Raw genomic sequence first — 18,197 nt, 5'->3', positions numbered from 1 at the left:
CGCCTCGCTACGCTAGCATTTATCTTTTTATCAAGATAAAGGGATACATCTTGGATCTGGCGGCCACTTCGGCCCTGCTGCGCCTGCTCTCCGATCCGACGCGCGTGCGTCTGCTCGCCCTGCTCGAACGCGAGGAACTCACCGTCGCCGAACTATCGGCGGTGCTGCGCCTGGCGCAACCGCGCGTGTCGACGCATCTGGCCAAGCTGAAGGAAGCCGACCTGGTGCGCGACCGCCGCGCCGGCGTGTCGTCCTACTACCGCTACAACGGCGAGCTGGACGCGCGCGAGAACGCCCTCTTGCGCGCGCTCAAGGACAACGTCGATGACGCCATCCTGCGCGACGACGAACGCCGCCTGCCGGCGCTGCTGGCCAAACGCGCACGCGCCGAGGGTTGGGCCGACACCGTCGCCGGCGACATGGAGCGCCACTACTCGCCGGGCCGCACCTGGGAAGCGCTGGCGCGCGGCATGACCCAGCTGGTGGAAACCGGCGACGTGCTCGACATCGCCTCCGGCGACGGCGTGCTGGCCGAACTGCTCGCCGCGCGCGCGCGCTCGATCCTCTGCATCGATACCAGCGAGCGCGTCGTCGCGGCCGCGCGCCAGCGACTGAAGACCTACACCAACGTCGAAGTGCGCGTCGGCGACATGCATGCGCTCGAGGTTCCCGCCGGGCACTTCGATCTGGTGCTGCTGATGCACGCGCTGACCTACAGCGAGCGCCCGGCGCAGGCGATCGCCGAAGCCACGCGCGTGCTGCGCCCCGGCGGACGCCTGCTCGCGGCGACGCTGGGCCGGCACGCGCACCGCACCGCGGTCGAGCCGTTCGAACATCGCAATCTCGGTTTCAGCCCCGACGAACTGCGCGGATTCGCGCGCAAAGCCGGCCTCGAAGTGATCACCTGCGAACGCCTGACGCGCGAGCGCAGGCCGCCGCATTTCGAGGTGGTCGGGCTGCTCGCGCACAAACCGCTGGCGGGATCGCCCAAGCCATGAGCTCCGACATCCAATACCGCCGGCCCGCCGCCGACGAAGGATTGGCGCTGGCAGCGATGGCGCGGCGCTGCTTCGTGGACACTTTCGGTTCGCGCTATCGCGCCGAGGATTTGCAGCCGTTCCTCGACAGCGCCTACGGCGGCGGTGGACTTCTGGCCGATCTGGCCGACGACGCGACCGATTTCCGCATCGCCACGCACGAGAACCAGATCGTCGCCTACGTCAAGTTATCGCTGCTGGCCGCGCCCGCCGCCGACCCGCTGCCCGGCGCGCTGGAGCTGCGCCAGCTGTACGTGCTCGAACCGTGGCAAGGCACCGGTATCGCCGAAACGCTGATGCAATGGGCTCTGGGGCGCGCACGCGAACGACGCGCGCCGGAAATCTACCTGACCGTGTTCGACCACAACGAACGCGCCAAACGTTTCTATACGCGTCACGGCTTCCGCGATGTCGGCTCCTGCACTTTCCAGTGCGGCTCGCACATCGAGGAAGACCGCATCTGGCAGCGCCCCCTCGATGCATGAGCGATTGCGCTCGACGTCGAAGCGAGCCGAACGCCGATTTGCGCGACGCCTCATTCGCCACCATCTCTTCTGATCGCTCGCCTCTGAATCGGAGTACGCGAAATGTCCACGCAACTGCCTTGGCTCAACCCCGAGCGCACGCACAAACTGCTGTCCGCGCTGACGCAACGCATCCTCATCATCGACGGTGCGATGGGCACGATGGTGCAGAGCTACAAGCTCGAAGAGGCCGACTACCGCGGCGAGCGGTTCGCACCCGGCTTCGACCGGCAGCACGAACCCGCACGCGACGAATCGGCGCAGCCGGGGCATGACCTCAAGGGCAACAACGATCTGTTGATCTTGACGCGGCCGGACGTGATCGGCGCGATCCACACCGCCTATCTCCAAGCCGGCGCGGACTTGCTCGAAACCAATACGTTCAACGCGACCTCGATCAGCCAGGCCGACTACCATCTCGAGCACGTGGTTTACGAACTGAACCGGGAGGGTGCTCGCCTAGCGCGCGCCTGCTGCGATGCGGTCGAAGCGACGACTCCGACCAAACCGCGTTTCGTCATCGGCGTGCTCGGACCGACCAGCCGCACCGCCTCGATCAGTCCGGACGTCAACGACCCGGGCTTCCGCAACACCAGTTTCGAAGAACTGCGCATCGCTTATCGCGAGGCCGCCGCCGGTCTGATCGACGGCGGCGCCGACGCCTTGATGGTCGAGACCATCTTCGACACCTTGAACGCGAAAGCGGCTTTGTATGCGATCGACGAACTGTTCGAAGATCGCGGTGCGCGCTTGCCGGTGATGATCTCCGGCACCATCACCGATCTCTCCGGCCGCACCTTGTCCGGCCAGACTGCGGAAGCGTTCTACGCCTCGGTCGCGCACAGCCGGCCGCTCTCGGTCGGACTCAATTGCGCACTGGGCGCGAAGGAGCTGCGCCAGTACGTAGACGTGCTGTCACAGGTCGCGGCCGGCTACGTCAGCGCGCATCCGAATGCGGGTTTGCCGAACGCCTTCGGCGAATACGACGAGACGCCCGAGCAGATGGCGGCCTTGATCGGCGAATTCGCGCGCGCCGGTTTGCTCAACTTGGTCGGCGGCTGTTGCGGCACCACGCCGGCGCACATCGAGGCGATCGCCAACGCGGTTGCCGGCGTGGCGCCGCGCGCGCTGCCGCACACCCTGGCCGACGCTGCATGAAGCCGTTGATCCTTTCCGCCCGTCATTCGCACGCAAGCGCGCACGCGAGGCGCCTTTCCGGGCGCCTGGGAAATCGATTCCTGCTCGCGCGGGAATGACTTCGAAGAACGCATGAATACGACTCCCCGCTACACCCGCCTGTCCGGCCTCGAACCGCTGGTCATCACGCCCGAACTGTTGTTCGTCAATGTCGGCGAGCGCACCAACGTGACCGGTAGCGCGCAGTTCCGCAAGCTGGTCAAGGAAGAACGCTACGACGAAGCGGTCGCCGTCGCGCGCCAGCAGGTCGAAAGCGGCGCGCAGATCCTCGACGTCAACATGGACGAGGGCCTGATCGATTCGGAAGCCGCGATGGTGCGCTTCCTGAATCTGATTGCGTCCGAGCCGGACATCGCGCGCGTGCCGGTGATGGTCGACTCGTCCAAATGGAGCGTGATCGAAGCCGGCCTGCGCTGTCTGCAAGGCAAAGGCGTGGTCAATTCGATTTCGCTCAAGGAAGGCGAAGAGATCTTCCTCGAACACGCCAAGAAGGTGCTGCGCTACGGCGCCGCCGCGGTCGTGATGGCGTTCGACGAGCAGGGCCAGGCCGATACCTGCGCACGCAAGGTCGAGATCTGCACGCGCGCCTACAACCTCCTGATCGATCGCCTCGATTTTCCGCCCGAGGACATCGTGTTCGACCCGAACATCTTCGCCATCGCGACCGGCATCGAAGAACACGACAACTACGCCGTCGACTTCATCGAGGCGACGCGCATCATCAAGGCGACGCTGCCGCATTGCCACGTCTCCGGCGGCGTGTCGAACGTGTCGTTCTCCTTCCGCGGCAACGAGATCGTGCGTCAGGCGATCCACGCGGTGTTCCTGTATCACGCGATCCGCGCCGGCATGGACATGGGCATCGTCAACGCCGGCGCGCTGCCGATCGTGGACGAACTCGAACCGGAGCTGCGCGAGCGCGTCGAAGACGTCGTGCTGAACCGGCGCAAGGACGCGACCGAACGTCTGCTCGAGATCGCCGAGCGCTACAAAGCCAAGAAAGGCGAGGTGGTGACCGAAAACCTCGCTTGGCGCGGGCTGCCGGTGCGCGAGCGCCTGACGCATGCGCTGGTGCACGGCATCGACGCCTACGCCGAGGTCGATACCGAAGAGATGCGGCAGCAATGCGCGCGTCCGCTCGACGTCATCGAAGGCCCGTTGATGGACGGCATGAACGTGGTCGGCGATTTGTTCGGCGCCGGCAAGATGTTCCTGCCGCAGGTGGTGAAATCGGCGCGCGTGATGAAGAAAGCGGTCGCCTACCTGCTGCCCTTCATCGAGATCGAGAAGGCGCGCACCGGCGACGTCGGTCGATCCAACGGCAAGATCGTGATGGCGACGGTCAAAGGCGACGTGCACGACATCGGCAAGAACATCGTCGGCGTGGTACTTCGCTGCAACAACTTCGAGGTGATCGATCTCGGCGTGATGGTGCCGGCGCAGAAGATCCTCGATACCGCCCGGGCCGAGAATGCGGACATGATCGGTCTGTCCGGCCTGATCACGCCGTCGCTGGAAGAGATGACTCATGTCGCGCGCGAGATGCAGCGGCAGGAATTCGAGCTTCCCCTGTTGATCGGCGGCGCGACTACCTCGCGCGCGCACACGGCGTTGAAGATCGAACCACACTACAAATCGCCGACGGTGTGGGTGAAGGACGCCTCGCGCGCGGTCGGCGTGGCGCAGTCTTTGATCTCCAAGGATCTGGTCGACGCCTTCATGGCGAAGATCCGCGCCGAATACGCGGAAATTCGCGAGCGCCACAAGGACCGCAGCGGCGCCAAGCGCCTCGTTCCACTGGACAAGGCGCGCGCGCAGCGCTTCGACGGCGGCTGGGCCGACTACGTACCGCCGGCACCACGTAAGCCGGGCATCACGGTCTTCGACGACTACCCGCTCGCCGAGCTGGTCGACTTCATCGATTGGTCGCCGTTCTTCAACGCGTGGGAGCTGGCCGGCCGCTTTCCGGCGATCCTCGAAGACGCCGTGGTCGGCGTGCAGGCCAGCGAGCTGTATCGCGACGCGCGTGCGATGCTGCAGAAGATCATCCAGGAGAAATGGCTCAAGGCGAGCGGCGTGATCGGCTTCTGGCGCGCGAACAGCATCGGCGACGATGTGGAAATCCGGGATTCGGAGAGCGCGAATTCCAACCGCCAATCCCAGCTGCTGCACTTCCTGCGTCAGCAGGTCGACAAGCCGGTCGAGCGTCCGGACTTCTGCCTGGCCGACTTCGTCGCGCCGAAAGAATCGGGGCGCGAAGACTGGATCGGTGGCTTCGCGGTCACCGCCGGCATCGGTATCGACGAGCACGTCGCGCGCTTCGAGCGTGACCACGACGATTACTCGGCGATCTTGTTGAAGGCGCTCGCCGACCGTCTGGCCGAGGCGTTCGCCGAACATCTGCACCAGCGCGTGCGGCGCGAGTTCTGGGGCTATGCGGCCGACGAAGCGCTGGAAAACCAAGCGCTGATCGACGAGAAGTATCTCGGCATCCGTCCCGCGCCCGGCTATCCGGCCTGCCCCGACCACACCGAAAAAGCGACGCTGTTCCGCCTGCTCGATGCGACCAACAACACCGGCATCTCGATCACCGAAAGCTTCGCGATGCTGCCCACGGCGGCCGTGTCAGGCTGGTACCTCGCGCACCCGCAAAGCCAGTACTTCGTGGTCGGACGCCTGACCAAGGAACAGGTCGAGGACTACGCCAAGCGCAAGGGCTGGTCGCTGGCCGAGGCGGAACGTTGGCTGGCGCCGAACCTCGATTACGATCCGGACTGAGGGTCAACTCAGCTCGCGTTCGCCTCACGCTCGAGACTGCGGTCCTTGCGGTGGCGGAAATCGACCACGAGGTTGTAGACCGAGACGAAGGCCGGGAACAGGTTCGAGAGCACGCCGACCGAATCGTTCTTGCCGAAGGTGAAGTAACTCACCAGCATCACGCTGCCGAATACCGACAGCCACCAGAACGAGCGCGGCATGTGCACGCGCTTGAGCTTCTTGGTCGCATACATCTGTACGAACCAGCGGCTCGTGAAGAGAAACACGCCCAGATAGCCGACCAGCTTCCAGGGCGTGATCGTGACACCGTGCAGGGTCAACAGGACTTCGTTCATCGGAATCGCTTGGGTTCGAGTGGGAAGTGGGCGCGCAGCATGCCGCGCGGCCCTTTCGGGACCATTTCGCCGCGCCGAGGTTCAGCGGCGCGGCAAGTCGCCGCAGCGGCTCAGCGCGAGCGCTTGGCCAGCCAGTCGTGGATCGCGGCCGGCACTTCGCGCTGCGCGCGGCCGGAGACGTAGATGCCGATGTGCCCGCCGCGGAATGCGATCTGCGTGTAATCGTCGGTACCAACGTGATCGGCCAGTACGCGTGAGGCGGACGGCGGCACCAGATGATCCTGCTCGGCGAACACGTTCAACACCGGCATCGTGACGTTGCCGAGGTGTACTTCGCGTTCACCGATCTTCAGACCGCCGTTGACGAGTTTGTTGCCCTGGTAGAAGTCCTTGATGAACTGGCGGAACGCTTCGCCGGCCTGATCGGGCGAGTCGAAGATCCACTTTTCCATCCGCAGGAAGTTTTCCATCTCGACCTTGTCGTCGAGGATGTCGACCAGGCCGATGTACTTCTGCTGATTCAACCGCACCGGCTTGAGCATCAAGTAGCACAGGTTCATCAGATCGGCCGGCACGTTGCCGAGCGTGTCGACGAAGAGATCCACGTCCAGTTGCCGCGTCCAGTTCGACAGCATGTTCTCCGGCGTGTGGAAATCGACCGGCGTGACCATCGTGATCAAGTTCTTGATCTTGTCGGCGTGGGTCGACGCATAGCACAGCGAGAACGCGCCGCCCTGGCAGATGCCGAGCAGATTGATGCGCTCGACCCCGGCATGCGCGGCAACCGCATCGACGGAACGATCGATGTAGCCGTTGATGTAGTCGTCGAGCGTCAGCCAACGATCGGCCAGGTCCGGATAGCCCCAGTCGATCAGATAGACGTCTTCGCCTTGCGCGATCAGGTTCTTCACCAACGAACGATCGTCCTGCAGGTCGACCATGTAAGGGCGGTTGACCAGCGCGTAGACGATCAGAATCGGGATTTTCTTTTCGGAGGCCTTGGCGGCCGGTGCGCGCTCACCCTTGAATCGATAGACGACGAGCTTGTCTTCGCGGTAGACCGCTTCCTTCGCGGTCACGCCGAAATCGACCTCGTCGACCTCGCGCAGCGTCTGCAGCGCGACGGCGAGTTTGCGCTGCGTGGTCAGAACTTCATCGATCGCCTTGGCCGGCTCGATCTTGATCGGGAACATGGCAGGTCCTCAGTACGGCGGTCAGCGCTTCTTCTTCGACTTGGCGGTCTTGCCGGGCTTCTTCGAGCGGCCGAGCGAGGCGTCCGCGAACTTCGCGATGCGCGAAGAGAAGTTGCCGGGCGCGACCGCCGCGACCGCGCGCTTGGCGGCGGGCTTCGCTGCCGGCTTACGCGCCGGGCGAGTCTTCGCGCGAGGATGCGCCACCGCTTTTGCGGGCGCTTCGACGGCGGCGGGTTTCGGCGCATCGCTGCGCTTGCCCGCGGCTCCCCGAGGCGTCACCGCTTTTGCGGGGGCTTCGACCGCGGCGGGCTTAGGCGCGTCGCTGCGTTTGCCCGCGGCGCCCTTCAATGCGGCCACCTCGTTGCGCAGCCGTGCGACTTCGCGTGCGAGATCGGCGTCGCCGCGCGCGCGCAACTCGCGCCGCAGCGCTTGCAAGCGCTCGCCGATGTTGTTCAATTCGGTGCGGGTGGGCATGCCGAGATCGACCGCGACGCGCTCGACTTCCTGCTGTACTTGCGAGCGTACGCGCATCTGCGCATTGACCAGAGCACCGTAGACTTCACGGAATTCGGTCGACAAGGCGATCTCCGCATAGCCCTCCTCGGCAGCGTCGACCCACAAGTCGTACAACGCGCGCAGCGAATCGATCTGCCGACCCGGCTGTTCGCGCTCGCTCAGCCTGCCTTCGAACAGTTCGAAACCGCGCTGTCCTGCCTTCAGCATCAAGGCGTTGTATCGCCCCATCTGCTCCTGGTATTCGACCCAGGCGACAGCCATCTTCTGGTAGTGCTCCTGGTGTTCGCGCAACAGGCCGAACGCGGGCAGACTCAACCAGCTTTTCAATTCGCTCGCATCGGCGCCGGCCGGCAAACGCATCGACCCGAGCGCGTTCATGATCGCGGCGTAACCGCCCTGCCCCGGCATTTCCTGCAGAGCGCGCAGCAGGTTCTGATCGAATGGCATCGTTGCGGCGCCGGGAATGCCGAAGCCGCCACGAAACGCCTCGCCCCAGGCGGGGTTGGTGGTTCCGGCGTTAGTCGCCGCAGCCAGCGCGGATTGCATGAAGGCAGCGTAGCCCTTGGCGCTGTCGATGATGCGTTCGATCGTTTCGCTCTGCGCGCCGCCGCCGGACGCGAACAAACGTGCCCACTGTTCGAACCCCTCGTGCCAGGGTGACGCCGGCGCGGCCGGTGCAGTGCCGGCTTGGCGCGCCATCTCCTGCCAGGCGTTCACCAGATTGCGCGACAATCCCTGCCACTGGTTCAACCAGTCTGGATTCGGCGAATGACCCATGGGCTCCTCGAGAACAATACGAGCGGAATCCGCATCATAGTGCAGGCGCGTGACCGGCGCGCTATCGAAAGAAGCGCTTCAAAGGCAGCTCAAGCCTTGGCGCGTACGGCTCGCACCGGCTTGGAGCGGTTGCGCGTATAGACGTAGACAGTGGCCGGCGGCACATTGAGCCAGGTCATGCTCGCGCGTCGCACACCCAAGTCCATCTCGGCCAAGAGGTCGCGCGGCAGCGGGCTCGACGGCCCGTAGGTGAACTGAATCAACGGCCGCTCGGGACCGAGCGCGGCGAACACCGCACGCAGAATCGCTTGCTGCAGCGAACGCGGCATCGCCAGAAAACCCAAGCCGCTGACGACCGCATCGACGCCATCCCCGATCTCGAAGCCCGCCTCGGCGGCCAGATCGGTCAGCTGGCAGGCATCGCCGTTGACGACGCGTACCTCCGGAAAGCGCTGGCGCAACAGCTCGGCCAGCTCGGTGTTCAGCTCGAGCACGAGCAAATCGTCCGGCGCCACGCCGTGATCGAGCAAAGCCCGCGTGAACACACCGGTCCCGGCGCCGAGTTCGATCACACGACGTGCGCCGGTCGGCAGCTGCGCCACCATGCGTTGCGCGAGTTGCCGGCTCGACGGAGCCAGCGACGCCATCGCACGCGGATTCTTCAGCCATTGGCGGAAGAAGGTCCACGCCGCCGGCGTTTCCACTGCCGCGCCGCTCGAGGGTCGCCTGGGGTTTCGGCTCATGCACCGTTCCACTGAAATCAACACATCATCATAGCGTGCCCGCCCCTCGCTCCGCCGCACGAACCGCCACCTATCTTGCTCCTGCCCAAAGGACGATCGAGGCGCCCGCCCTCGACTTCAAGGCAACAGGACCAACGCAAGGCGCACCACCCAGCCGAACTCAGCCTTGGCTTTGTCCCAACAAGCGGCTCCAGCGAAGAGAGCTTCCTTTTAAAAGTGCGGCCATGGATGGCCGCGGCTGGACTCCAAGACCACAGCAGCAGCCCACGGCGGCTCGACGCCTACCGAAGCAGCGATCAAGGACGATCGCACCAAAAAAGAAACCCCGCGACGACCAGGGGAAATCGTCGCGGGGCGGATACGCTGGCGGCGGGGAAGGGGGAGGGGTGCGCCGCCAGCGCAGAGGGTGATCGGTGCTACCGGTGTCGGTAGCCGCGATCGTAGTAGTTGGCTCGCTGGTAACCGCGGTCATAGCCGCGACGATAGCCGCGGTCGTAACTGCGGTAACCGCGATCGTAGCCGCGGTAGCCACGATCGTAGGAGTAGTAGCCGCGATCGTAGTAGCGCGTGCGGTAATACGGGCGATCGTAGTAGTACGAGCTGTAATAAACCGGCGAGCTGTAGTAGCCCGAGCTGTATCCGCCGTAGTAGGCCGGCGCATAGTACGAAGAGTAATAACCGCCGCCGTAGTAGCGGTTGCCCCAGCCGTAGTTCGAGTAACCGATACCGACGCCCGGGTAGCCGAAGTTCAGCGAAACATTCCAGTTTCCGTGGCCGTGATGGTGGCCGCGCGCGAACGACGCCGGCGCGAACACGAACCCTGCGATGACCAGCAGGCCGAGTACGGCGAGACGAAGCGATTTGCGCGAAACGTTCATGGGGCACGCCCTCCGAATTACGACTCGCATGCTGCGTGCGAACGCCTGAATCGTGACTGAAATTCCAACCTCACGGGTTAAGAAATCGCTCTCTCGACGCGACGCAATTCGTAGCAGCGATGAATGCGCGTATTGCGCACGAAATCCGGCGGAATCGTGGAAATCGTGATGTCCTTCACGTCGAAGGCACTCGACAACGCCGGATCGAGCGTAAAGCGGCGCAGATTGTTGGAGAACACGATCAAACCGCTCGGCGCGAGCCGTTCGGCGCACAACGCGAGCAACTCCGGGTGATCGCGCTGCACATCGAAATCTTCGGCGCGTTTGGAGTTGGAGAACGTCGGCGGGTCGACGAAGATCAAGTCGTACTCGCCGCGATCATGACGCAGCCATTCCATCGCATCGGCCTGCACCAGCTGATGGCGTGCGCCGCCCAATCCGTTCAGGGTGAAGTTTCTCGCGGCCCATTCGAGATAGGTTGCCGACAGATCGACGCTGGTGGTCGTCGCGGCGCCGCCAGCGGCTGCGTAGACGCTGGCGCTGGCCGTGTAGCAGAACAGATTCAAGAAACGCGCCCCGCGCGCCACCGCGCGAACACGCGCGCGCGCCGGGCGATGATCGAGAAACAAGCCGCTGTCGAGATAGTCGAACAGGTTGACGCGCAACTTCAGCCCGCCCTCTTCGACCACCAGAAATTCGTTGCGCTGCTCGAAGCGGCCGTATTTCGAACCGCCCTTGGCGCGATAGCGCGTCTTGGTCGCGATACGTTCGCGCGGCACCTCGAGCGCAACAGCGGCCGCGCGCACCAAATCGCGCAGACGATCTCGCGCGACGTGCTCGGGAATCTCGCGCGGCGGTGCGTACTCTTGTACGTGCAGCCAGGTTTGCGGAAACGCCCCGACTGCCGCAGCCTCGTCATCGCGCGCGATGGCCGTATAGACGTCGATCGCAGCGGCGTACTCGGGCAGGTCGGCATCGTAGACGCGATAGCAGGAAATGCCCTCGCGCTCGAAGCGTTTGCGTAAATGGCGCTGGGTCTTGACGATGCGGTTGGCGACCGCCTGCGCGCCTTCCGACAATGGCTTCTCGACGTACTCGCGCGGCGCGGCTTCGGCGAGGTCGAACGTCAGCAGGCGGCATTCGAGCGCGCCGTTGTAGAGCGTATAGCGCTTGTCCGCCCGCAGACCGAGTGCATGACCGAGCTCATCGTCGGCGACGATGACGCCGGCGTGCCAGCCGACGAATTGCGTGCGCAAGCGCGCGCCGAAAGCGCCATACACCGCCGCCAGCTGCGTGCGTTCGCCGAGCCGCTCGCCGTACGGCGGATTGCAGATGACCAAACCGGGCGCCGCTTCCTCAGCGGGACGTTGCAGATGTTCGGCGGACTGCCGTCCCAAGTGCACGAAACCGGCGACACCGGCCGCTTGCGCGTTGCGCTTGGCTTCGTTCAGCACGCGCGCATCTTGGTCGTAGCCGAAAAACACCGGCGCCAGTGCGCGCAAGCCCTTCTCCGCCCGTTCACGCGCCTCGGTCAAGAGCGATTCCCAAGCTTCCACATCATGACCGCGCCAGCCGAGAAAGCCGAAGTAGTCACGGCGCAGGCCGGGCGCGACGTCGGCCGCCATCAGCGCGCCCTCGATCAACAGCGTGCCCGAGCCGCACATCGGATCGACGAGCGCGCCGCCGGCCGCGGCAATCGCCGGCCAGCCCGCGCGCAGCAACATCGCGCAGGCCAGATTCTCTTTCAGCGGCGCCTCGCCCTGCCCTTGCCGCCAGCCGCGCCGGTGCAGCGGCGTGCCGGAAAGATCCAGCGACACGGTGGCGCGCCCTCGGTGCAGACGGACGTTCAAACGGATGGACGGCCGCTCCACCTCGACATTCGGGCGCGTGCCGTCGCGCGCGCGGAACTGATCGACGATCGCATCCTTGCTGCGCAAAGCGACGAATTGCGTGTGGTTCAACGCGCCGCTCTGGCCGAGCGCGTCGATCGCGAAGCTACCGTCGGCGCCCAGATGCGCCGACCAGTCGACGCCCTGCACGCCGGCGTACAACGCGTCCGCGTCGGCGGCGTCGAACTCGGCCAGCGGCAGCAGCACGCGGCTGGCGAGACGCGACCACAAACAGGCGCGATAGGCGAGCGTCAACGAGCCGCTGAAATGCACGCCGGCGAGCGCCTCGCGCGCATCCTCGGCGCCGAGCACGCGCAACTCGTCGCGCAAGAGATATTCGAGGCCCTTCGGGCAGGTGGCGAATAGTTTCCGCACGTCGTGACTCAACCGAGAGCGGCCAGGAAGCGGCCGAACAGGTCGGCGCAGTAGTCGACGTGTGCACCGAGCCGATGATCGTCGTCGACCAGATGCAGCGTCGCTGCGCGCTCGCGAGCGAAGTCGATCGCGGCGTCCACCGGGCAGACCTCGTCGTGCCAGCCGTGCACCAGCGTGATCGGCACTGCCGCCGCACCGAACGCGCGCGGGTAACCGGGAATACCGGTCGGCAACGCCAGCAGGAACAGGCCAGCGCAGTCGCGCTCGATCGACGCCAGCCCCGACACGAACGCGCCCATGCTGGAACCGGCGAACACGACACGCCCTTCGCGCGGCGTGTGTTCGAGCGTGCGCGCGATGCGCGCGTCGATCGCGAGCGGATCGCGGCTCGCGTCGATGTCACGATAGTCAGGCCGCACTTCGGCCCAGCCGAGCGCAACCGCGGCGGTGGCCAACGCGCTGACCTTGACCGCCTGCGGTCCGCTTTGCAGACCGTGCGAGAGGATGACCGTGCCTTTCACTGGGGAGCCGGGATTGGGGATTGGAGATTAGGGATTCGGAGAAGCATAGCCGGACTTCGCCGATGCGGTCGAAAGCGGTAGCCTTTCGCTCTCACCAATCTCCAATCCCCAATCTCCAATCCCGGCTCCTCCAATGCCCGCACTCGCAATCGACGACTGGCCGCTGCCTTACGAGGAGCGCCTCGCTGCGCGACCATCTGCCGCAATCGACCTCGTCGTGATCCACTGCACCGAATTGCCGGATATGACGCTCGCGCGTGAATTCGGCGAACGCATCCATTACGAAGGCTCGCGCACCGGCAACAGCGGTCACTACTACATCGACACCGAAGGCAAGGTCTTTCGTTTCGTCGCCGACCGCCGCGTGGCCAACCACACGTACAGCTACAACCCGCGCTCGATCGGGATCGAGCTGGTCAACATCGGGCGCTATCCGCATTGGGGTGACAGCCGCTACCAGACCTTCAGCGTGCCGTACACGAACGAGCAGATTCAGTCTTTGCGCTCCCTGCTCGCGCAACTGCGTCACGATCACGCGAACCTGCGCTGGATCGCCGGGCACGAGGACCTGGATCGCCGCCTCGAACCGGCCAAGGACGACCCCTCGATCCTGTTGCGGCGCCGGCAGGATCCCGGTCCGCTGTTTCCGTGGGACGAGGTCGTGCCCGGCAGCGGATTGGAGCGCCTCAATCCGCCCGATTCGGCCAGCGAGCGAAACGGACCCGCGTCGCCATAGCCCCGATCGCGATCGCCATCCATCGCCGAAACGTTCGTCCGCCGCGGCTATACTTGGCGGCCTTTTTCTATCGATCGACCCGATGTCCGCCAGCGTCGAAGAACTGCTGACCCTGCTCCAGCTCGAACGCATCGAGGACAACCTGTTCCGCGGCGAGAGCCGCGACATCGGCACACGCTTCGTGTTCGGCGGTCAGGTGCTCGGTCAGGCCTTGTCGGCCGCGCAGCAGACGGTCGAGGCCGATCGCGCCGCGCATTCGCTGCACGCCTACTTCCTGCGCGCCGGCGACATGGACAAGCCGATCGTCTACAACGTCGAGCGCACGCGCGACGGCGGCAGCTTCTCGGTACGGCGCGTCACCGCGATCCAGCACGGTCAGCCGATCTTCAATTTCTCCGCCTCCTTCCAAGTAGCCGAGGCCGGCGTCGAGCATCAGATGTCGATGCCGGAAGTGCCCAAGGCCGACGATCTCGACCCGCCCAAGCCGCTGCCGCCGGAAGAGCTGGCCAAGCTGCCGCCGAAACTGCAGCGCTGGTTCGGCCGCGCCGGTCCGTTCGAGTTCCGCCACGTGTATCCGCGCGACGAGCTGAAGCCGCCCAAACGTCCGCCGCAGCAGCAGGTCTGGTTCCGCTTGACCAGCCGCATCGCCGACGACGCCGTGTTGCACCGCGCCCTGCTCGCCTATGCCTCGGATTTCCATCTGATCGGCACCGCGATGCTGCCGCACGGCATCTCCTTCCTGCAGCGCCACGTGCAGGTGGCCAGCCTCGACCACGCGCTGTGGTTCCACCGGCCGTTCCGCGTCGACGAATGGCTGCTGTATTCCTGCGACAGCCCGACCGCACAAGGCGGCCGCGGCCTCGCCCGCGGCATGCTCTACGACGAGGCCGGCCATCTGGTCGCCTCGACCGCGCAGGAAGGGTTGATCCGCCTGCGCAGCGAATGAGAACCTTCGAGCAGCGCACTGCGATGGCACTCGCCGCCTTCTTTCGCGCGGGCGTGAGAAGGAAAAGTCGCGCAACGCGCCGGGTCGTGGTTTCATAGCCGCATGCGCCAGATCTATACCTCACCCCGCATGGAGAACATCCAGCGCGTGATCGCCCTGATGGCCGAGAAGGGCATCGAGACCTCGATCGCGAACCGACGTACCTACCAGGGCTCGGACTGGAAGCGCTTCAGCTACACCGCCAAGGGCGAGCGCGATTCCTGGCCGCAGGTCTGGGTGGTGCGCTCGGAGGACCAGACCGCTGCGCGGCGCGTACTGCGCGACGCTGGGCTCGAGCCCGCGACCCGCTTCGCCGACGAGCTCGCCGCCGCACGCGGGGCCGGCGACGTCAGCGGGCACCGGCGCACCTCCTTGCGCATCAAGTTGATCCTGCTCGCCTTGATCTCCGGCGTCGCCGCGCTGATCGCGATCACCATGCTGTCGCATTGACGCAGCACTCACGCGCCATCCACAACCGCCGCCGCGACGCCGGCTAGAATGCGCCCATGCGTTCGGATGTCGTCCGCCTGTTTCAGACCCTGCCGCATCCCTGCGGCTATTTCGACGAGCGCATCGCGCAGAACATCGTCATCGATCCGAGCGCGCCGCAGCTGCCGCAGATTTACGACCTCGCCGTGCAGCGCGGCTATCGGCGCGCCGGCGGCCACGTCTACCACCCGCAATGCCATGCCTGCCGGGCTTGCGTCGCCTGCCGCCTGCCGGTCGCGCGCTTCCGGCCTGACCGCAGCCAGCGCCGCTGCCTCGCGCGCAACGACGACCTCACCGTGCAGGTCGTGCCGGCCGCCTACACCGACGAATACTTCGCGCTGTACCGCCGCTACCTGCGTGCGCGCCACCCCGACGGCGGCATGGACGACGCGCGTCCGGAAGATTTCGCGCGCTTTCTCTACACCGCCTGGAGCCCGACCCGCTTCGTCGAGTTCCGCCATGGCACCCAGCTGGTCGCCCTCGCGGTGACCGACTTCTGCGCCGCCGGCTTGTCGGCCGTCTATACGTTTTTCGATCCGGAACTGGAGTCGCGCGGGCTCGGCACCTACTCGATCCTCAGCCAGGTGCGCATCGCGCGCGAGCGCGGCTTGCCCCATCTCTATCTCGGCTTCTGGATCGACGGCCACCCGAAGATGCACTACAAGTCGCGCTATCGGCCGCTGGAAGTCCTGCGCGACAATGCCTGGATCGACCTGGACGCCACGCCCCGCTGAGTTCGCGGAAGGCAGCGCGGCTCCCCGAACGCGTCGCTTCCATCATGCGCAACTTGCTGTACCGCTTCGGAAAATTCCAACTGACGACGGGTGCGCGCGAGCTGCGGCGCGAGGGCGAACGCGTGCCGCTGCCGCGCCGCGCCTACGACTGCCTTCTCTATCTGATCGAGCAGCGCGAGCGCGCGGTCGGTCGCGACGAGCTGACGGCGGCGGTCTGGGGCCGCGTCGACGTCACCGATGCCCAGCTCAGCCAGATCATGCTGCACGCGCGCCGCGCGGTCGACGACAGCGGCCAGGCGCAAACCGCGATTCGCACCCTACCCGGCTTCGGCTACCACTGGATCGCCGAGACGGAGGAACGGGCCGAACCCGACGATGCCGCTTCGATCACGGCCGAAGCCATCTCGCCCATGGCGTCCGGTCCGTCCGAAGACGGCGAGTTCGGTTCCGCAAACCTCGAAGAAGCACAGCACCGGCGCCCGGCATCGCCGCCGCATCACGTATCGAGGACATCCTCGACGGCTCGGCGCGCGCGCCGGCGCTGGCTGTTCGCGGCGAGCGCGCTAGCCGCCCTGATTGTCGCGGCCGCGGCGGTTCTGCTGGGCCGGCATCTGCCCTCGAGCGACGCCGCGGCCGAGGCAGATGCGGCCTCGGCCGCCTTGGCCGTACTGCCGCTCGAAGTGACTGGCCCCAGCGACAGCGGCTGGGTCCGGCTCGGCGCAATGGATTTGATCGCCGAGCGTCTGCGCGGATCGGGCCTGGCGGTGCCGCCGAGCGAGAACGTCTTGATCGCCCTGCGCAGCGCCGCCGGCAGCGACGGAGCGCGTCATCTCGGCGGCAACCTCGGCGTCGGTATCTTGGTCGAAGGCAAGGCGATCCAGTCGACCGAAGGCTGGACGATCGAACTCGCCGCCGCGCGCGGCGAAACACAGCGCTACACCGCCAGCGCCAAACACGCCGACGTGATCCATGCCGCGCGCCAGGCCGCCGATCTGCTGCTGGCGGCGATGGGCCGTACGCCGTCGTCGGAGCACGCTGAGAACAGCGATCTCGACGAACGCCTGCAACAAGCACAAGCGGCGATGCTGGCCGGCGAACTCGACACCGCCAGCAAGATACTCGCCGCGCTGCCGGAGCCGGATGCGCCGCGCGTGCGGCTGATGCAGACCCTGATCGAGGCGCGCTCGGGCCGTCTCGATCAGGCCGACGCCGCCTACGGGCGGCTGATCGCCGATCCCGCCGTGCGCGCCGACCCGCTGCTGTATGGACGCGCGCTGTCGTATCGCGGCTGGGTGCGCGCCCGCCTCGAAAACTACGTCGCGGCCGAGAGCGACTACGACGCGGCAGTCACCGCGCTGCAGGACAGCCGCTCGTCCATCGATCTGGCGCGCGCGCTGAACGGCCGCGGCGGCGTGCGCATCGCGAACAGCCGTTTCGACGAGGCGGCGGCCGACCTCGGCCGCGCACGCATCGAACTGCAACGCAGCGGCGACCGGCTCGGCGTGATCCAGTCCGATACCAACTTCGGTTTGCTCGAATATCGCCGGGACCGTTTCGAACAGGCGTTGCAGTATCTGCTGCGCGCGGCCGACGAATTCGAAGCCTTCGGCGCGGTGGAGCGCGTGATGGGCGTGCTGACCGTCGCCTTCGACGCCGAAGCGGCGCTGTGGCGCTGGTCCGAAGCATTGGCGATCACCGATCGCCAATGGAAGTACCGCAGCCACAGCGGCGATCCAGGCCTGCTCCTGAAGATGACGGTGAACCGCGGCGAAGCGCTGCTCATGCTCGGCCGCTTGCGCGAGGCGCAGGAACTGGCCGCACAGGCCGAGCGCGAACACGCCGATACCCGCCATCAGGCGCGCCGCTATTTGCAGGGTCTGCTCGCGAAAATCGCCTGGAGTCGGGGCAACTACGAGGAAGCCGCGGCGGCCGCCGATCGCGGCCTCGCCCTGTGGGGCGCGGAAGATCCGGACGAAGAGCGCGACGGCGCACAACTGGTCCTGCTGCGCCAACGTGCGCTGATCGCAACGGGCAAGGCGAGGGCCGACTCGGTCGCCCGCGAACACGTTCCCGCGACCGCCAACCCCTCTCCCTTTCTCTTGCTCGCGCGTGCCGAGCGAGCGGCCTGGCAAGGTCGTCCGAACGACGCGGAAGCCAACTTTCGCCTGGCGCTGCAGCAGGCGGAAGCGCGCGGCGTGCCGATCGGCCTCGTCGCCGTAGGCCAGGCTTACGGCCGCTGGCTGCTGACGCAGCATCGCATCGACGAAGCAGCCGGCTTGGCCGGACGCCTCGCACCGTGGGCCGATCGCGATTTCGACGTCGCCGTATTCCAGGCGGCCGTGCTCAATGCACGCGGCGACCGCGTCGCCGCCGCCCATGCACTGCAGCAAGCCCGCGCCGTGGCAGGCGAGCGCGAAGTGCCGAGCGAATTGCAGGTCGCCGCCGCCAAGTAGTCGCATCGCGAATCGGCTCGCTCGAACGCCTGCAGAC

16 protein-coding genes are annotated in these 18,197 nt (G+C 66.1%); 9 read left to right on the top strand and 7 right to left on the bottom strand.

Annotated elements, in window-relative coordinates; translation table 11 throughout:
* Positions 1-50: 50 nt before the first annotated feature.
* From AC3QL3_RS07135 to metH, 4 genes are all read left to right on the top strand, one after another.
* Complete coding sequence (locus tag AC3QL3_RS07135) at positions 51-998, top strand: ArsR/SmtB family transcription factor (RefSeq protein WP_492897684.1); 948 nt, start codon at positions 51-53, stop codon at positions 996-998.
* Positions 995-1,522, top strand: coding sequence for a GNAT family N-acetyltransferase (locus AC3QL3_RS07130; RefSeq protein ID WP_492897683.1), 528 nt, complete (start codon positions 995-997; stop codon positions 1,520-1,522). The genes AC3QL3_RS07135 and AC3QL3_RS07130 overlap by 4 nt, the downstream gene beginning before the upstream one ends.
* Before the next feature lie 102 nt (positions 1,523-1,624).
* Positions 1,625-2,719 (top strand): homocysteine S-methyltransferase family protein, encoded by a 1,095-nt coding sequence (locus AC3QL3_RS07125; RefSeq protein WP_492897682.1) that lies wholly within the window; start codon positions 1,625-1,627, stop codon positions 2,717-2,719.
* Positions 2,720-2,830: 111 nt separating this feature from the next.
* A complete protein-coding gene (metH, locus tag AC3QL3_RS07120; protein ID WP_492897681.1) occupies positions 2,831-5,536 on the top strand; it encodes a methionine synthase in 2,706 nt (901 codons plus the stop codon).
* An 8-nt stretch (positions 5,537-5,544) separates the two neighbouring features.
* Here metH and AC3QL3_RS07115 read toward each other — a convergent pair whose 3' ends face one another.
* The 7 genes from AC3QL3_RS07115 to AC3QL3_RS07085 all read right to left on the bottom strand — a co-directional run bounded on the left by AC3QL3_RS07115 (position 5,545) and on the right by AC3QL3_RS07085 (position 12,763).
* On the bottom strand, positions 5,545-5,871 hold the full coding sequence (locus AC3QL3_RS07115; RefSeq protein WP_492897680.1) for a lipid-A-disaccharide synthase N-terminal domain-containing protein: 327 nt from the start codon (positions 5,869-5,871) through the stop codon (positions 5,545-5,547).
* A gap of 110 nt (positions 5,872-5,981) precedes the next feature.
* A complete protein-coding gene (locus AC3QL3_RS07110; protein ID WP_492897679.1) occupies positions 5,982-7,064 on the bottom strand; it encodes a class III poly(R)-hydroxyalkanoic acid synthase subunit PhaC in 1,083 nt (360 codons plus the stop codon).
* A gap of 21 nt (positions 7,065-7,085) precedes the next feature.
* Positions 7,086-8,357 (bottom strand): class III poly(R)-hydroxyalkanoic acid synthase subunit PhaE, encoded by a 1,272-nt coding sequence (phaE, locus tag AC3QL3_RS07105; protein WP_492897678.1) that lies wholly within the window; start codon positions 8,355-8,357, stop codon positions 7,086-7,088.
* A gap of 89 nt (positions 8,358-8,446) precedes the next feature.
* The gene (locus tag AC3QL3_RS07100; RefSeq protein WP_492897677.1) at positions 8,447-9,100 is read right to left on the bottom strand and encodes a class I SAM-dependent methyltransferase; all 654 of its coding nucleotides are present in this window, start codon (positions 9,098-9,100) and stop codon (positions 8,447-8,449) included.
* A 416-nt stretch (positions 9,101-9,516) separates the two neighbouring features.
* A complete protein-coding gene (locus AC3QL3_RS07095; protein WP_492897676.1) occupies positions 9,517-9,978 on the bottom strand; it encodes a hypothetical protein in 462 nt (153 codons plus the stop codon).
* 77 nt (positions 9,979-10,055) lie between these two features.
* Positions 10,056-12,242, bottom strand: a complete 2,187-nt coding sequence (rlmKL, locus tag AC3QL3_RS07090; protein ID WP_492897675.1) for a bifunctional 23S rRNA (guanine(2069)-N(7))-methyltransferase RlmK/23S rRNA (guanine(2445)-N(2))-methyltransferase RlmL — start codon at positions 12,240-12,242, stop codon at positions 10,056-10,058.
* 8 nt (positions 12,243-12,250) lie between these two features.
* Positions 12,251-12,763 (bottom strand): alpha/beta hydrolase, encoded by a 513-nt coding sequence (locus AC3QL3_RS07085; protein ID WP_492897674.1) that lies wholly within the window; start codon positions 12,761-12,763, stop codon positions 12,251-12,253.
* Between the two features lie 133 nt (positions 12,764-12,896).
* On the opposite strand from AC3QL3_RS07085, the gene AC3QL3_RS07080 reads away from it, so the two are divergent.
* From AC3QL3_RS07080 to AC3QL3_RS07060, 5 genes are all read left to right on the top strand, one after another.
* Positions 12,897-13,499, top strand: a complete 603-nt coding sequence (locus AC3QL3_RS07080; protein ID WP_492897673.1) for an N-acetylmuramoyl-L-alanine amidase — start codon at positions 12,897-12,899, stop codon at positions 13,497-13,499.
* Between the two features lie 82 nt (positions 13,500-13,581).
* Entirely contained in the window at positions 13,582-14,445 is an 864-nt protein-coding gene (gene tesB / locus AC3QL3_RS07075; RefSeq protein WP_492897672.1) for an acyl-CoA thioesterase II, read from the top strand.
* Positions 14,446-14,547: 102 nt separating this feature from the next.
* On the top strand, positions 14,548-14,934 hold the full coding sequence (locus AC3QL3_RS07070) for a hypothetical protein (RefSeq protein WP_492897671.1): 387 nt from the start codon (positions 14,548-14,550) through the stop codon (positions 14,932-14,934).
* 56 nt (positions 14,935-14,990) lie between these two features.
* Positions 14,991-15,707, top strand: a complete 717-nt coding sequence (locus AC3QL3_RS07065) for an arginyltransferase (protein WP_492897670.1) — start codon at positions 14,991-14,993, stop codon at positions 15,705-15,707.
* A 44-nt stretch (positions 15,708-15,751) separates the two neighbouring features.
* Positions 15,752-18,160, top strand: coding sequence for a winged helix-turn-helix domain-containing protein (locus AC3QL3_RS07060; RefSeq protein ID WP_492897669.1), 2,409 nt, complete (start codon positions 15,752-15,754; stop codon positions 18,158-18,160).
* Positions 18,161-18,197: the final 37 nt, after the last annotated feature.

Source organism: Dokdonella sp. GW821-FHT11D02 (assembly GCF_058808595.1).
The sequence above is the reverse complement of the archived record's forward strand: the minus strand, read 5'-3'. Positions and strand labels throughout refer to the sequence as shown.

What these genes read in the sequence shown, in the direction of transcription:
- metH (WP_492897681.1), top strand. Translation starts at nt 2,831, where the DNA reads ATGAATACGACTCCCCGCTACACCCGCCTGTCCGGCCTCGAACCGCTG.
- AC3QL3_RS07125 (WP_492897682.1), top strand. Translation starts at nt 1,625, where the DNA reads ATGTCCACGCAACTGCCTTGGCTCAACCCCGAGCGCACGCACAAACTG.
- AC3QL3_RS07080 (WP_492897673.1), top strand. Translation starts at nt 12,897, where the DNA reads ATGCCCGCACTCGCAATCGACGACTGGCCGCTGCCTTACGAGGAGCGC.
- AC3QL3_RS07065 (WP_492897670.1), top strand. Translation starts at nt 14,991, where the DNA reads ATGCGTTCGGATGTCGTCCGCCTGTTTCAGACCCTGCCGCATCCCTGC.
- AC3QL3_RS07130 (WP_492897683.1), top strand. Translation starts at nt 995, where the DNA reads ATGAGCTCCGACATCCAATACCGCCGGCCCGCCGCCGACGAAGGATTG.
- phaE (WP_492897678.1), bottom strand. Translation starts at nt 8,357, where the DNA reads ATGGGTCATTCGCCGAATCCAGACTGGTTGAACCAGTGGCAGGGATTG.
- AC3QL3_RS07060 (WP_492897669.1), top strand. Translation starts at nt 15,752, where the DNA reads ATGCGCAACTTGCTGTACCGCTTCGGAAAATTCCAACTGACGACGGGT.
- AC3QL3_RS07115 (WP_492897680.1), bottom strand. Translation starts at nt 5,871, where the DNA reads ATGAACGAAGTCCTGTTGACCCTGCACGGTGTCACGATCACGCCCTGG.
- AC3QL3_RS07110 (WP_492897679.1), bottom strand. Translation starts at nt 7,064, where the DNA reads ATGTTCCCGATCAAGATCGAGCCGGCCAAGGCGATCGATGAAGTTCTG.
- AC3QL3_RS07070 (WP_492897671.1), top strand. Translation starts at nt 14,548, where the DNA reads ATGCGCCAGATCTATACCTCACCCCGCATGGAGAACATCCAGCGCGTG.
- AC3QL3_RS07100 (WP_492897677.1), bottom strand. Translation starts at nt 9,100, where the DNA reads ATGAGCCGAAACCCCAGGCGACCCTCGAGCGGCGCGGCAGTGGAAACG.
- AC3QL3_RS07095 (WP_492897676.1), bottom strand. Translation starts at nt 9,978, where the DNA reads ATGAACGTTTCGCGCAAATCGCTTCGTCTCGCCGTACTCGGCCTGCTG.
- tesB (WP_492897672.1), top strand. Translation starts at nt 13,582, where the DNA reads ATGTCCGCCAGCGTCGAAGAACTGCTGACCCTGCTCCAGCTCGAACGC.